Source organism: Cupriavidus taiwanensis, from assembly GCF_900250075.1.
In the GTDB taxonomy this organism is placed as follows: Bacteria; Pseudomonadota; Gammaproteobacteria; order Burkholderiales; family Burkholderiaceae; genus Cupriavidus; species Cupriavidus taiwanensis_C.
In genome coordinates this window covers 2,550,364-2,565,215 of record NZ_LT977070.1, presented here as the reverse complement: position 1 = coordinate 2,565,215, position 14,852 = coordinate 2,550,364, and the positions used below count along the sequence as shown (strand labels likewise).

The window sequence follows — 14,852 nt, the reverse complement described above, 5'->3', positions numbered from 1 at the left end:
CAGCGCTTTGCTTATGACGCCGCGCCCATGCGCGGCGTTGTTGTATCCGGGCGCCTATTTTGCTGGGCGATGCGTCACAATACGCCGGCATGCGCCCCGCGCCCCGCAGGGACGGGCGCCTGCGCAGGCTGGCTAAGGGGCCGCGAAGGGGCCGTTCAGAATGCCCCGCCGGCCGGGCGGACCTGGTTAATGGAGTCGGTTGTCGGGGTCGGTTTGTCGATTCATATCGCTACTAAAACATAACGGAGCACAAGGTGAGTGTGAGCCAACATCGCCGGAAAGATGCGCCTACTGCCCGTCAGCGCTGGTCAACGCTGGCCGTCACGGCACTGGGCCTGCTGCTTGCGCAGCCGGCCGCGTATGCCGCGGGGTTCGGGCAATTGCGGGTTCAGTCGAATCTGGGGCAGCCGCTGCAGGCTGAGATCGACATCAGCGGGGTCACCGCCGAGGAGGCCGCCGGGCTCAGCGTCAAGCTGGCGCCGCCGGGCGCCTATGCCGCGGCCGGGCTGACCTATCTGCCAAGCGTCGGCAACCTGCGGCTGGAACTTGAGCGCCGCGCCAACGGCAGCTACGTGGCAAGGGTCCGCTCCAGCCAGCCGATCAGCGAGCCCTTCGTCGATATCCTGGTCGACATGAGCTGGGCCAGCGGCAAGGTCTCGCGCGCCTACACCTTCCTGCTCGACCCCGCCGGGGCCAGGGCTTCCAGCCAGACTTTCTCGCCGGCACCGGTGGTGCAGGCCGCCACACCGGACGCACCGGCCGCGCCCGCACCTGCCGCCGCGCCACCTGCGCCGGCGCAGCAGGCCGCGCCCAGTGCCGAGGCCGAGCCGGCCCGGCCCGCAGCGCCAGCCCGCCCGGCGCGCCAGAGCGCCAAGCGGGCCGCCGCGCCGGCAGCCGGCAACGACATGGCTTCCGGCGGCGGCTACACCGTGCAGCGCGGCGACACCCTCTATGGCATTGCCGGCGAAGCCGTGCAGGGCCAGGAATCGGTCTCGCTGGACCAGATGCTGGTGGCGCTCTATCGCAACAATCCCAACGCCTTCATCGGCGGCAACATGAACCGCCTGCGCAGCGGCGCGGTGCTGCAGGTGCCGACCCAGCAGCAGGCGCAGGCGGTGACGCCCAGGGCCGCGCGCCGCGAAGTGGTGGCGCGCACGCAGGGCTTCGACGCCTACCGCAGCCGGCTGGCCAGCGCCGCCGCGGCCAAGGCGGTCGAGCCCGACAGCGGCCGCCAGCAGTCCGGCAACGTGACCGCGCGGGTGCAGGAGCAGGCGGCGCCGACCGACGGTCCGCGCGATGAACTGAAGCTCAGCAAGGCCGCGCGTGGCGCGCAGGCCGACGCCGCGGCCAAGGCCGAGGCCGACGTCGCGCGCGAGCGGCAGCTGAAGGAGGCCGAGGCGCGCCTGGCGCAGCTGCAAAAGAACGTCGGCGACATGCAGAAGCTGCTCGAGCTGAAGAACGCCGAGATCGCCAAGCTCAGCCAGGCCAAACAGGCCAACGACGCCGCCCTGGCCGACAAGGAAAAGGCCGACGCCGCTGCCAGGGCGGCGGCAGCGCCGGTCGTAGTGCCGGCCGAGCCGCCCAAGGCCGACGCCGTGGCGGCCACCGCGGCGGCGGCAGCAACCGCTGCCGCGGTTGCGAATGCGGCCGGCGCCAGTGCCGCGGCCGCCGTGGCGCCCGCGGCAGCCTCCGCCGTGGCCGCGGCCCCCGCCTCGCAGCCTGCCGCCGGCGTGGCAGCCAGCGCGGCCCAGGCCGCCGCATCGACGCCTGCGGCCAAGCCTGTGCCGCCGGTGGTCGCGCAGCCCGAGCCGGTGCCCGAACCGTCGTTCCTCGATGGCCTGCTGGCCAACCCCATGCTGCTGCCGGGCGGTGGCCTGGTGGTGGCGCTGCTGGGCGTGTACGCGATCTATCGCCGCCGCCAGAAGCAGAAGGAGAGCGAGGCCACCGGCTTCGGCGACAGCATCCTGTCGCAGGAGAGCACGGTGATGGCAGGTGCCAACTCGCTGTTCGGCACCGCCGGCGGCCAGAGCGTCGACACCTCGCAGCACAGCGTGTTCGGCGCCGACTTCCGCATCGGCAACAACACGCCGGAAGCCAACGAGGTCGACCCGATCGCCGAGGCCGAGGTCTATATCGCCTACGGGCGCGATGTGCAGGCAGAGGAAATCCTGCGCGAAGCCCTGGAGAAACACCCGGAGCAGCAGCCGGTACGGCTCAAGCTCCTGGAGATTTACAGCAACAGACAGGATGTGGAAGGGTTCCGCGTGATTGCAGAGGAAATGTTCGCCCAGACCGGCGGACAGGGAGCGGAATGGCTGAAGGCCGCGGAAATGGGGCGCGCGCTGGAGCCGGGCAACGCGCTGTACATGGTGGTGACGCCGGAGGCGGCGGGCCCCGATACGGCATCGCCGGCAACCGACCAGTGGCGCACGCAGGATCCGTCGCAGAATCCTGCTTCGATCGCGCGGCTGGAGCCGTCGCTGGGTGACCTGTCGCTGCCGCTGGATGCCTTCCCGGCACCGGCCGCCGGCGACCCGATCGTCGCGCCGGCCTCCGCGGCGATGGTGTTCGGCACCGAGACGCCGCAGCCGGGCGAGGCGGTGCGCCTCGACATGGGCCTGCCGGGCGCCGATCCGCTCGCCGATGACGACGTGCCGACGCTCGACACGCCGACCCGCGGCCGCCCGCTGGAGTTCGACATGTCCGGACTGTCGCTGGACCTGGGCAGCGCGCCGCAAGGCAACGCCGCGACCCCGGCCGCGCTGGACGAGGCCTCGGTGCCGCTTCCCGCCACCACCATGCTGCGCGACGGCAAGCTGGCCGAGCCGATCGACCTGTCGCGCGTGGCGCCCGATACTGCCGGCAGCCTGGGCCAGAGCGTGTCGCCGAGCACCCTGTCGGCCGACGGCATGGACGGCGGGCGCGACATGCAGATCAAGCTGGACCTGGCGCGCGCCTATATCGAGATCGGCGACAAGGAAGGGGCGCGCGAACTGCTGCAGGAAGTGGTCGACCAGTCGCAGGACCCGCTGCAGGCCGAGGCCCGCTCGCTGCTGCTGGAAGTGGCCTGAGCTATCATTGGCGGTCCGGCCGCGGCAGGCGCTGCCGCGGCCGGAAGCGATGCGCCGGAAGCGTCCCTTCCGGCGCATTTGCTTTTTCGGCGCGCATAGCCAGTGCGCCGCCATGCTTTTTCCCCTGACATGAACCGCATCGCCCTTGGCCTGCACTACGACGGCGCCGCCTTTTCCGGGTGGCAGTCGCAGCCGCACCGCAATACCGTCCAGGACCACCTCGAAGACGCCATCGAGCGCTTTGCCGGCGTGCGCCTGCTGACCACGGTGGCGGGGCGCACCGATACCGGCGTGCACGCGCTGGGCCAGGTGATCCACCTCGATACCGAGCTGGCGCGCGAACCCTTTTCCTGGGTGCGCGGCGTCAACGCCTTCCTGCCGCCGTCGATCGCGCTGCAGTGGGCGCTGCCGGTGGACGACGGCTTCCACGCCCGCTTCCTGGCGTACGAGCGCATGTATTACTACGCGCTCTACACCGGCCCGCACCGGGTGCCGCTGGTGCATGGCCGCGCCGGCTACCAGATGCTGCCGCCGGGGCAACGGCTCGACGTGGACGCCATGCGCGCAGCCGCCGCGCACCTGATCGGCGAGCACGACTTTTCCGCGTTCCGCGCCGCCGAATGCCAAGCCAAGTCGCCGGTCAAGACCATGTACGACGTCACCATCCGCGACCACGGCAACTGGGTGTTCCTGCGCTTCCGCGCCAGCGCCTTCCTGCATCACATGGTGCGCAACCTGATGGGCTGCCTGGTGGCGGTGGGGCGCGGGCGCTACCCGCCGCAATGGCTGGCGCAGGTGCTGGCGGGGCGCGACCGCAAGCTGGCGGCGCCGACCTTCATGCCGGATGGCCTCTACCTGGTCGGGGTCAAGTATCCTGATGCTTACCCGATCCCCGCGGCCGACCCGTCCGCGAGCCTGTTCCATGGAGTGTTCGATGACGCAGCCTGAGGGCAGTGCGGCGCACCTGCCGCAGCGCACCCGCATCAAGATCTGCGGCCTGACCCGCGAGGACGACGTGCGCGCCGCCGTCGACGCCGGCGCCGACGCGATCGGGCTGGTGTTCTACCCGAACAGCCCGCGCTACGTCGACGTGGCGCAAGCCGCGGCGCTGGCCGAGGCCGCCGGGCCGTTCGTCACGGTGACCGGCCTGTTCGTCAACGCCGACCTGGAAGACATCGCCCACGTCGCGGAGCGGGTGCCCCTGACCTTGCTGCAGCTGCATGGCGACGAAACCCCGCAGTTCTGCAGCCAGGCCGCCCAGCGCTGCGCGTTGCCGTTCCTGCGCGCCGCCCGTGTCCGTGCGGGGCTCGATTTGGTAGAATTCGCGGATCAATACCGTGATGCCGCTGCCTTGCTGCTCGATGCCTTCGTCGAAGGCTATGGCGGTGGCGGCCACGTCTTCGACTGGACCCTGATTCCTCCGGCATGGCTTCCGCCCAATCCCCCGATCATGGCAACCGGCAACCCGAACGCAAGCGGCGCTCCTCGCATCGTTTTGAGTGGTGGGTTGAACGCGCAAAACGTCGCTGGCGCGATTGAACGCGTGCGCCCCTACGCCGTGGATGTGAGCAGCGGGGTAGAGGCCGCCAAGGGCGTGAAGGACCACGCCCGCATTGCCGAGTTCGTGCGCGCTGTCCGCAGCGCCGAGGCCGGATGAGCCGGATCGAAGCCCGCTCCCTTGCCCAACCCGTGTCCCGCCGCTTTCAGGCGGCCGTCGCGCACCCAGTCAACCACGCGCCCTTGCCGGCTGAGGCAAGGCCGCTGTTCCCAAGAGCCTAGACATGTACGACCTGCCCGATTCCCGCGGCCATTTCGGCCCCTATGGCGGCACCTTCGTGTCCGAAACGCTGGTGCACGCGCTCGATGAGCTGCGCGACGCCTATGCGCACTACCAGAAGGATCCCGAGTTCGACGCCGAATTCCGCCGCGAGCTGAAGCACTTCGTCGGCCGCCCGTCGCCGATCTACCACGCGCAGCGCTGGAGCGAGACGCTCGGCGGCGCGCAGATCTACTTCAAGCGCGAGGACCTGAACCACACCGGCGCGCACAAGATCAACAACGTCATCGGCCAGGCGCTGCTGGCCAAGCGCATGGGCAAGCCGCGCGTGATCGCCGAGACCGGGGCCGGGCAGCACGGCGTGGCCACGGCCACCATCGCCGCGCGCTTCGGCATGGAGTGCGTGGTCTACATGGGCGCCGAGGACGTCAAGCGCCAGGCCGCCAACGTCTACCGCATGAAGCTGCTGGGCGCCACCGTGGTGCCGGTGGAAAGCGGCTCGCGCACGCTCAAGGACGCGCTCAATGAGGCGATGCGCGACTGGGTCACCAACGTCGAGAACACCTTCTACATCATCGGCACCGTGGCCGGCCCGCATCCGTACCCGATGATGGTGCGCGACTTCCAGTGCGTGATCGGCGAGGAAGCCAAGGTGCAGATGCCCGAAATGACAGGGCGCCAGCCGGATGCGGTGATCGCCTGCGTCGGCGGCGGCTCCAATGCCATGGGCATCTTCTACCCGTACATCGAACACAAGGATGTGCAGCTGATCGGCGTCGAAGCCGCCGGCGACGGCCTCGACACCGGCCGCCACGCGGCCTCGCTGACCGGCGGCACGCCCGGCGTGCTGCACGGCAACCGCACCTACCTGCTGCAGGACGACAACGGCCAGATCATCGAGACCCATTCGGTGTCGGCCGGCCTGGACTACCCGGGCGTCGGCCCCGAGCATGCCTGGCTCAAGGACAGCGGCCGCGCGCAGTATGTGCCGGTCACCGACGAGGAAGCGCTCAAGGCCTTCCACGACTGCTGCCGCATCGAGGGCATCATCCCGGCGCTGGAATCTAGCCACGCCATCGCCTATGCCTGCAAGCTGGCGCCGACGCTGCCCAAGGACAAGCTCTTGCTGGTGAACCTGTCCGGCCGCGGCGACAAGGACATGCACACCGTGGCCGAGCGCGCGGGGCTCAAGCTCTGATGCGCGCGCTGCCTCCGACCGGACTTGCCGTGGGCGGCGCCGGCGCGCCGGATGCCGCCGGCGCGCCCGACTCCGCACCGCTGCGCCTGTTCCAGGAAGACATGTTCGAGGGCATTGCCCGCCTGCCGGACGGCTCGGTCGACCTGATCGTCGCCGATCCGCCGTACGGGCTGGGCAAGGACTACGGCAACGATTCCGACCTGCTGTCGGGCCAGGCCTACCTGGACTGGTCCGAGCGCTGGATGGACGCGGTCGTGCCCAAGCTCGCGCCCCGGGGCACGCTCTACCTGTTCTGCACCTGGCAGTACTCGCCGGAGCTGTTCGTGATGCTGAAGCGGCGCCTGACCATGATCAACGAGATCATCTGGGATCGCCGCGTGCCCAGCATGGGCGGCACCACGCGCAAGTTCTCGTCGGTGCACGACAACATCGGCTTCTTTGCCAGGGCGCGCGACTACTACTTCGATCTCGACCCCGTGCGCATCCCGTACGACGCCGAGACCAAGAAGGCGCGCAGCCGGCCGCGTTTCGAAGGCAAGAAATGGCTGGAGGTGGGCTACAACCCGAAGGACCTGTGGAGCGTCTCGCGCATCCACCGCCAGGACCCGGAGCGTGCCAACCACCCGACGCAGAAGCCGCTGGAGATCGTCGAGCGCATGGTGCTGTCGAGCTGCCCGCCGGGCGGCCTGGTGCTGGATCCGTTCGCCGGCAGCGGCACCACCGCGGTGGCCTGCCTGCGCCACGGCCGGCGCTTTGTCGGCTACGAGATCAACCCGGAGTACGTGCAAGTGGCGTGCGGGCGCGTGGCCGCTGCCGCAGAGGCCATGCCCGCGCTCGAGCCCGATGCGACCCCAACCCTGGCCGCCGCCAACGACGATGTCTCGCCGGCGCCGCGGCCTCACCTGATTCCCTGATATGTCCCGTATCCAGAAGACGTTCGCGGCGCTGGCCGCGCAGCAGAAGAAGGGCCTGATTCCGTTCATCACCGCCGGCGATCCGGAGCCCGGCCTGACCGTGGCGCTGATGCACGCGCTGGTGGCGGGCGGCGCCGATGTGATCGAGCTGGGCGTGCCCTTCTCCGACCCGATGGCCGACGGCCCGGTGATCCAGCGCGCCTCCGAGCGCGCGCTGGCGCAGGGCGTGTCGCTCACGCAGGTGCTGCAGTGGGTGCGCGAGTTCCGCCAGACCAATGCCGAGACCCCGGTGGTGCTGATGGGCTACGCCAACCCGATCGAGCGCATGGGCGAAGAGGCCTTTGCCAAGGGCGCGAGCGCGGCCGGCGTCGATGGCGTGCTGGTGGTCGACTATCCGCCCGAGGAATGCGAGTCGTTCGCCGGACTGATGCGCGACCACGGCATGGACCCGATCTTCCTGCTGGCACCCACTTCCACCGATGCACGCATCGAGGCCGTGGCCAAGGTCGCCAGTGGTTATCTTTACTATGTCTCGCTCAAGGGCGTGACCGGTTCCGCATCGATCGACCTGGACAGCGTGGCCTCGCGCCTGCCGCTGATCAAGCAGCATGCCAACCTGCCGGTAGGAGTGGGCTTCGGCATCCGCGACGCGCAGACCGCGCGCGCGATCGGCAGCGTGGCCGATGCGGTGGTGATCGGCAGCCGGCTGGTGCAGTTGCTGGAGGATACGCCGCGCGAGCGGGCGGTGGCCGCGCTGCAGGCGTTTATCGCGGAGATCCGCCAGGCGCTGGACGCCAAGTGACCGGATCTTCGCCCGGAAGGGCTCAAGAAGTGACGCGGCGTGCCCAATAAGCGCGCCGCGCTTCGAGGTCATGGGCCCGCCGTGGTAAATTCGCGGGTTGATTCCCTGCCACCTGCCGAAGTTCGCCCTGACACAGGGTTTGCCGGCGGTGCGCAGCTATCCGAAAGGAGCTTTCATGAGCTGGTTGGATAAACTCCTGCCCCCCAAGATTCAACAGACCGACCCCAGCACCCGCAAGGGCATCCCCGAGGGGTTGTGGGTCAAGTGCCCGTCGTGCGAGTCCACCCTGTACCGGACCGACGTCGAGGCCAACCTGCACGTCTGCCCCAAGTGCGACCACCATATGCGCATCAGCGCGCGCGCGCGCCTGGACGCGCTGCTCGACGCCGAAGGCCGCTATGAGATCGGCCAGGAGATCGTGCCGGTCGACGCGCTCAAGTTCAAGGATTCCAAGAAGTACCCCGACCGCATCAAGGCCGCCATGGACGAGACTGGCGAGACCGATGCCATGGTGGTGATGGGCGGTGCCATCCACACCATCCCGGTGGTGGCGAGCTGCTTCGAGTTCGAGTTCATGGGCGGCTCGATGGGCTCGGTGGTGGGCGAGCGCTTCGTGCGCGGCGCGCAGGCCGCGCTCGAGCAGAAGGTGCCGTTCATCTGCTTTACCGCCACCGGCGGCGCGCGCATGCAGGAAAGCCTGCTGTCGCTGCTGCAGATGGCCAAGACCACGGCGATGCTGAACCAGCTGAGCGCGGCCAAGCTGCCGTTCATCAGCGTGCTGACCGACCCGACCATGGGCGGCGTGTCGGCCTCGTTCGCCTTCCTGGGCGACGTGGTGATCGCCGAGCCCAAGGCGCTGATCGGCTTCGCCGGCCCGCGCGTGATCGAGCAGACCGTGCGCGAGAAGCTGCCGGAAGGCTTCCAGCGCTCGGAGTTCCTGCTGACCAAGGGCGCCGTCGACATGATCGTCGACCGCCGCAAGATGCGCGCCGAACTGGCCCAGTTGCTGGCGCTGCTGCAGAAGCAGCCGGCCGACGCGGTGGCATAACGCCGCCAATATCGCGGTACCGAAGGCGCGGGTGGTTGACGCGCCTTTCGCCTTTTCTGGACGCCCGCCGGCGCGCGCCCTTGACTTTGCGCGTGCCTGCCCGAATCTGGTAGCAAACGCTTCAAACGCTTTCCTCGCACACCCGAAATGCCTGTCTTCCACACGCTCCCCGAATGGCTCGCCCATCTCGAAACCGCCCATCCCGTGGGCATCGACATGGGCCTGACGCGCATCACGCGCGTGAAGGAGGCCCTCGGGCTGCGCATCGACGCCACCGTCTTCACCGTGGGCGGCACCAATGGCAAGGGCTCGACCTGCGCCATGCTCGAGCGCATCCTGCTGGAAGCCGGCTACAAGGTAGGCTGCCATACCTCGCCGCACCTGATCTCGTTCAACGAGCGCGCGCGCCTCAATGGCGAGATCGCGACCGACGCGCAACTGCTGCCGCACTTCGAGGCGGTCGAGCGCGCGCGCAACAGCTTTGCCGACCCGGTCAGCCTGACCTACTTCGAATTCACCACGCTGGCGATCATCCATTTCTTCGCGGCTTCCGGCCTGGACGCGATCATCCTCGAGGTCGGGCTGGGCGGCCGCCTCGATGCGACCAATGTGATCGATACCGACTGCGCCATCATCACCAGCGTCGACATCGACCATACCCAGTACCTGGGCAATACCCGCGAGGAAATCGGCTTCGAGAAGGCCGGCATCTTCCGTCCGGGCGTGCCGGCGATCTGCGGCGACCCGGTGCCGCCCAAGTCGCTGGTGGCGCACGCCGAAGCGGTCGGCGCCGAATTGTGGCTGGTGGGGCGCGACTACCATTTCCAGGCCGCCAAGGGCCAGGAGCGCCAGCAATGGGACTGGAGCGGCGGCGGGCGCAAGCTCAACGGCCTGGGCTATCCGGCGCTGCGCGGCGCCAACCAGCTGCTGAATGCATCCGCCGCGCTGGCGGCGCTGCAGGCGCTGCGCGAGCGCCTGCCGGTGAGCGCGCAGGAAGTGCGCAACGGCCTGGCCTTCGTCGAACTGCCGGGCCGGTTCCAGGTGCTGCCGGGCCGCCCGGCCGTGATCCTGGACGTGGCGCACAATCCGCATGCGGCGGCAACGCTGGGTCAGAACCTCGAGAACATGGGCTTCTTCCGCTACACCTACGCCGTGTTCGGCGCGATGCAGGACAAGGATATTGCCGGCGTGCTCCAGCACGTGGCCGACAAGGTCGACCACTGGTGCCTGTGCGACCTGCCGACCGAACGCGCGGCCAGCGCCGCGGACCTGCTCGGCAAGCTGGAAGCAGGGGGCTTCCGCGCCGGCCCGGATGCCACCGCGTCCTGCTTTTCCAGCCCCGAGGCGGCATTCCGCGACGCCATCGAGCGCGCCACCGAGAATGATAGAATTCTGGTCTTCGGATCGTTCTATACCGTCGCCGGCGTGATGGCCTACCGTGCCACGCAGGCAAACTGAAGCGGGCGCCCCGGCGCGCGCTGACCTGGCAACCCCGGCGGCCTTGGCCGATCACTGAGCGGCAAACGCAACGAGCGGCCCATGGGGCCTTATCACCGCGTATCACCGAACCAATCTATGGGCCTGCTTTCGCTGTTTTCCTCCCGCAAGGGCAACGACCCGGCACCCGAGCGTGCCCGGCGCCAGCGCGCCGATACGGGTGCGGGCATCGCCTCGTCGCGCCGCCTCGCCGACGAGTATGCCGACGACACGCTGGACCCTGAATTCCCGCAGAAGCAGCGCGCGCGCCGCCGGCTGATCGGCGCCGTGGTGTTGATGGTGGCCGCCGTGATCGTGCTGCCGATCGTATTCGAGACCAAGCCGCGGCCGGTGTCCGACGATGTCTCGGTCAAGGTCGCCAATGGCGTCACCAGCTCGCAGAAGCCGCGCGTCGAGCCGCGCAAGGCCGATCCGCTGCCGCCCGCGCCGGCCGCGCCGGCGTCGCGCAACGATGCGGCACTCGATGCCGGCGAGGAAATCGTCAACGCGCCGAAGCCCGCCGCGGCTGCTGCCGACAAGCCCGCGCAGCGGACCGAAGCCAAGGCCGAGGCGAAGCCTGAAACCCGGGCCGAAGCCAAGACCGGCAGCGGCAAGTACCTGATCCTGATCGGCGCGTTTTCTTCAGAAGAGCGCGCCAAGGGCTGGCTGGCCAAGCTCAAGGCGAGCAAGGTGCCGGCCTATGTCGAAAAGAAAGTGCTGGCCGATGGCGAGCGCATCCTGCTGCGCGCCGGTCCCTTCAACGACCGCGACGCCGCCGATGCCGCCGACAAGCGCGTGCGCGCCGTGGGGCTGACCTCGAAGGTCGTGGAACAGTAAGGGCGCCGCGGCCACGCGCGTGCCCGGCCGCCAGCAACGATGCAGCCGACTTTCTTCGACTACGCCGTGGTCTTCATCCTGCTGGCCTCGGGCCTGCTCGGCGTGCTGCGCGGGCTGGTGCGCGAGGTGCTGTCGCTGATCGGCTGGGTGGTGGCGTTCTGGGTGGCGTTCCGCTACGGTGCGGTGGCCGCGGGCTGGATGCCCGAGTCCCTGCCGGGCGGCGAGCTGGCCCGCCACGCGCTTGGCTTCGTGGTGCTGCTGATCGGCACCGTGCTGGGGGCGTCGCTGGCCGGCATGGTGGTCGGGCAGTTGCTCGAGAGCACCGGCCTCAAGCCCGCCGACCGCGGCCTGGGACTGGTGTTCGGCCTGCTGCGCGGCGTGCTGCTGGTGATGGTGATGGTGACGCTGGCCAGCCTGACGAAATTGCCGGAAGAACCGTTCTGGCGCGATGCGGTGAGCCGCCCGTATGTGATGCAGGCCATGGAATCGATCAAGCCATGGCTGCCGCCGGAGCTGGCGAAGTACGTGAAGACATAAGGCCGGGCACGTTGCGCGGCTGGTAGTAACGCAGGCCTTCGGGCCCGGAGGATCCCGGGCCGGGCTGCGCCCCCTGAATCAAAGCCTTTCCTGGGAGCTTGGCATGTGCGGTATCGTCGGTGTGGTTTCAGCCACGCCTGTCAACCAACTGATTTACGACAGCCTGCTGTTGTTGCAACACCGCGGACAGGATGCTGCCGGCATCGCCACCGCCAACGGCAGTACCTTCCACATGCACAAGGCCAACGGCCTGGTGCGCGATGTCTTCCGCACCCGCAACATGCGCGGCCTGCCGGGCACGGCAGGCATCGGCCAGGTGCGCTACCCGACCGCCGGCTCGGCCTCGAGCGAGGAAGAGGCGCAGCCGTTCTACGTCAACGCCCCCTACGGCATCATCCTGGCGCATAACGGCAACCTGACCAACTGGCAGCAGCTGCGCGAGGAAATGTTCCGCCGCGACCGCCGCCACATCAACACGCATTCGGACACCGAAGTGCTGCTGAACGTGCTGGCCGACGAGCTGCAGCGCGCCAGCAACGGCATGGCGCTCGATCCGGAAATGATCTTCAAGGCCGTGGCGGGCATGCACCGGCGCGTGCGCGGCTCGTACGCGATCGCCGCGCAGATCGCCGGCTACGGCATGCTGGCCGTGCGCGACCCGTTCGGCATCCGTCCGCTGTGCCTGGGCAGCGTCGAGACCCCCACCGGCAAGGAATGGATGGTGGCCTCGGAGTCGGTGGCGCTGGAAGGCATCGGCTACAAGTTCGAGCGCGACGTTGGGGCGGGCGAGGCCATCTTCATCGACCTCGACGGCAAGCTCTACAGCAAGCAATGCGCCGACAACCCGGTGCTGACGCCGTGCATCTTCGAATACGTCTACCTGGCGCGCCCGGATTCGTGCATCGACGGCGTGCCGGTCTACGACGCGCGCCTGCGCATGGGCGACTACCTGGCCGAGAAGATCCGCCAGGAAGTGTCGGCCGGCGATATCGACGTGGTCATGCCGATCCCCGACAGCAGCCGGCCGGCCGCGATGCAGGTGGCCAACCGCCTGGGCGTCAATTACCGCGAAGGCTTCTTCAAGAACCGCTACGTCGGCCGCACCTTCATCATGCCGGGCCAGGCGGTGCGCAAGAAGTCGGTGCGCCAGAAGCTCAACGCCATGGGCGTGGAGTTCAAGGGCAAGAACGTGCTGATCGTCGACGACTCGATCGTGCGCGGCACCACCTCGTTCGAGATCGTGCAGATGGCGCGCGACGCCGGCGCCAACAAGGTGATCTTCGCCTCGGCCGCGCCGCCGGTGAAGTTCCCCAACGTGTACGGCATCGACATGCCGACCCGCAGCGAACTGGTGGCGCATGGCCGCACGCACGAAGAGATCGCGAAGATCATCGGCGCCGACAAGCTGGTGTACCAGGACGTGGAGGCGATGAAGCAGGCGGTGCGCGACATCAACCCCGCGCTGAAGGACTTCGACGCCTCGTGCTTCGACGGCCGCTACATCACCGGCGATATCGACGAGGCCTACCTCGACCGCCTGGAAACCGCGCGCAGCCAGGCCGACCGCGACGGCACCGGTGGCGACACCGAGCGCTCGCAACTGCACCTGCAGCGCTCCGGCGGCAACGAGTAAGCCCCGCCACCGCGTTGGCGCGCGTTGACGAATGCGATGCCCGGCCGTAACATGGCCGGGCGTCGATTTGATAGTCAGCTTGCGGACGCGGGTACAGCCCGAAACAGCTAAAGAGATGGTGGCCAGCAACGTTCCCGCTGCGCAGCGCCTTGCCGGCGCGGCAATGTCCGGAAGCCGGCCGCCACAGCCTGAAGCCCAAGGCCATACGCATACGCACACGCAGGACAGCAAGCCCGTCGATCCGACCATCCGATCGCACGGGCTTTTTTCATGGCCGCGCGCCGTCCACCGGGCGCTGCGCAGCTTGTCGCAACCATCGCATTCGCGCGGGTACGACCGCGCCACCAGCATGAACCAACCGCTCAATCCCGAATCGCTCGGCATCGATACCCTCGGCGTGCGCGCCGGCACGCTGCGCAGCGAGTTCATGGAGCACTCCGAGGCCATGTACCTGACCTCGAGCTTCTGCTTCAACAGCGCCGCCGAGGCCGCCGAGCGCTTTGCCAACTCGGAAGAGGGCTACACCTATTCGCGCTTCACCAACCCGACCGTGTCGATGTTCCAGTCGCGCCTGGCCGCGCTGGAAGGGGCGCAGGCCTGCATGGCGACGGCCTCGGGCATGAGCGCGATCCTGTCGGTGGTGCTGTCGTCGATGCAGGCCGGCGACCACCTGGTCAGCTCGCGCGCGATCTTCGGCTCGACCATGACGCTGTTCAACAATATCTTCGCCAAGTTCGGCGTCGAGACCACCTTCGTCGATCCGACCGACCTGCAAGCGTGGCGCGCGGCGGTGCGGCCCAACACCAAGCTCTTTTTCCTGGAGACGCCGTCGAACCCGCTGACCGAAGTGGCTGACATCGCGGCAGTCGCGGATATCGCCCACGACGCCAAGGCGCTGCTGGTGGTCGATAACTGCTTCTGCTCGCCCGCGCTGCAGCAGCCGATGAAGTTCGGCGCCGACATCGTGGTGCATTCCGCGACCAAGCATATCGACGGCCAGGGCCGCGTGCTGGGCGGCGCGGTGCTGGGCACGCACGACTTCATCATGGGCAAGGTGTTCCCGTTCGTGCGCACCGCCGGGCCGACGCTGTCGGCGTTCAATGCCTGGGTGTTGCTCAAGGGCATGGAGACGCTGGCGATCCGCATGGAGCGCCATTCGTCGAGCGCGCTGGCGCTGGCGCAGTTCCTGGAATCGCATCCGGCGGTGGCGCGCGTGTTCCACCCGGCGCTGGCGTCGCACCCGCAGCACCAGATCGCGATGCGCCAGCAAAGCGGCGGCGGCGCGATCGTGTCGTTCGAACTCAAGGGCGCCACGCCCGAGCAGCAGCGCGCCAATGCCTGGCGCGTGATCGACAACACGCGGCTGTGCTCGATCACCGGAAACCTGGGCGACACCCGCACCACCATCACGCACCCGTACACCACCACGCATGCGCGCGTGAGCCCCGAGGCCAAGGCGGCCGCGGGCGTTGGCGAAGGGCTGATCCGCCTGGCGGTGGGGCTGGAGTCGGTCGAGGACCTGAAGGCCGACCTGCTGCGCGGCCTGGGCGACTGAGGCG

12 protein-coding genes are annotated in these 14,852 nt (G+C 68.8%); all 12 read left to right on the top strand.

Annotated elements, in window-relative coordinates:
- Positions 1-254 precede the first annotated feature (254 nt).
- The gene (locus tag CBM2588_RS11885; protein ID WP_115680675.1) at positions 255-3,071 is read left to right on the top strand and encodes a FimV/HubP family polar landmark protein; all 2,817 of its coding nucleotides are present in this window, start codon (positions 255-257) and stop codon (positions 3,069-3,071) included.
- A 129-nt stretch (positions 3,072-3,200) separates the two neighbouring features.
- Positions 3,201-4,019, top strand: coding sequence for a tRNA pseudouridine(38-40) synthase TruA (gene truA, locus CBM2588_RS11880; protein WP_115680674.1), 819 nt, complete (start codon positions 3,201-3,203; stop codon positions 4,017-4,019).
- A complete protein-coding gene (locus CBM2588_RS11875) occupies positions 4,006-4,728 on the top strand; it encodes a phosphoribosylanthranilate isomerase (protein ID WP_115680673.1) in 723 nt (240 codons plus the stop codon). Before truA ends, CBM2588_RS11875 begins: the two co-directional genes overlap by 14 nt.
- A 124-nt stretch (positions 4,729-4,852) precedes the next feature.
- Positions 4,853-6,046 (top strand): tryptophan synthase subunit beta, encoded by a 1,194-nt coding sequence (gene trpB / locus CBM2588_RS11870; RefSeq protein WP_115680672.1) that lies wholly within the window; start codon positions 4,853-4,855, stop codon positions 6,044-6,046.
- The gene (locus tag CBM2588_RS11865; RefSeq protein ID WP_115680671.1) at positions 6,046-6,960 is read left to right on the top strand and encodes a DNA-methyltransferase; all 915 of its coding nucleotides are present in this window, start codon (positions 6,046-6,048) and stop codon (positions 6,958-6,960) included. The genes trpB and CBM2588_RS11865 overlap by 1 nt, the downstream gene beginning before the upstream one ends.
- A gap of 1 nt (position 6,961) precedes the next feature.
- Positions 6,962-7,762 (top strand): tryptophan synthase subunit alpha, encoded by an 801-nt coding sequence (trpA, locus tag CBM2588_RS11860; protein ID WP_115680670.1) that lies wholly within the window; start codon positions 6,962-6,964, stop codon positions 7,760-7,762.
- A 175-nt stretch (positions 7,763-7,937) separates the two neighbouring features.
- A complete protein-coding gene (accD, locus tag CBM2588_RS11855) occupies positions 7,938-8,810 on the top strand; it encodes an acetyl-CoA carboxylase, carboxyltransferase subunit beta (RefSeq protein ID WP_062800953.1) in 873 nt (290 codons plus the stop codon).
- A 147-nt stretch (positions 8,811-8,957) separates the two neighbouring features.
- On the top strand, positions 8,958-10,268 hold the full coding sequence (gene folC, locus CBM2588_RS11850) for a bifunctional tetrahydrofolate synthase/dihydrofolate synthase (RefSeq protein ID WP_115680669.1): 1,311 nt from the start codon (positions 8,958-8,960) through the stop codon (positions 10,266-10,268).
- Between the two features lie 117 nt (positions 10,269-10,385).
- Positions 10,386-11,123: an SPOR domain-containing protein gene (locus tag CBM2588_RS11845; RefSeq protein WP_115680668.1), complete on the top strand. Its 738-nt coding sequence runs from the start codon at positions 10,386-10,388 to the stop codon at positions 11,121-11,123.
- A gap of 39 nt (positions 11,124-11,162) precedes the next feature.
- Positions 11,163-11,660 carry a CvpA family protein gene (locus CBM2588_RS11840; protein WP_025585719.1) on the top strand — a complete coding sequence of 166 codons (498 nt, stop codon included), beginning with the start codon at positions 11,163-11,165 and terminating at the stop codon, positions 11,658-11,660.
- Positions 11,661-11,763: 103 nt separating this feature from the next.
- Positions 11,764-13,293 (top strand): amidophosphoribosyltransferase, encoded by a 1,530-nt coding sequence (gene purF / locus CBM2588_RS11835; protein WP_115680667.1) that lies wholly within the window; start codon positions 11,764-11,766, stop codon positions 13,291-13,293.
- A gap of 349 nt (positions 13,294-13,642) precedes the next feature.
- On the top strand, positions 13,643-14,848 hold the full coding sequence (locus tag CBM2588_RS11830; RefSeq protein ID WP_115681470.1) for an O-succinylhomoserine sulfhydrylase: 1,206 nt from the start codon (positions 13,643-13,645) through the stop codon (positions 14,846-14,848).
- The last annotated feature ends 4 nt before the right edge of the window (positions 14,849-14,852 follow it).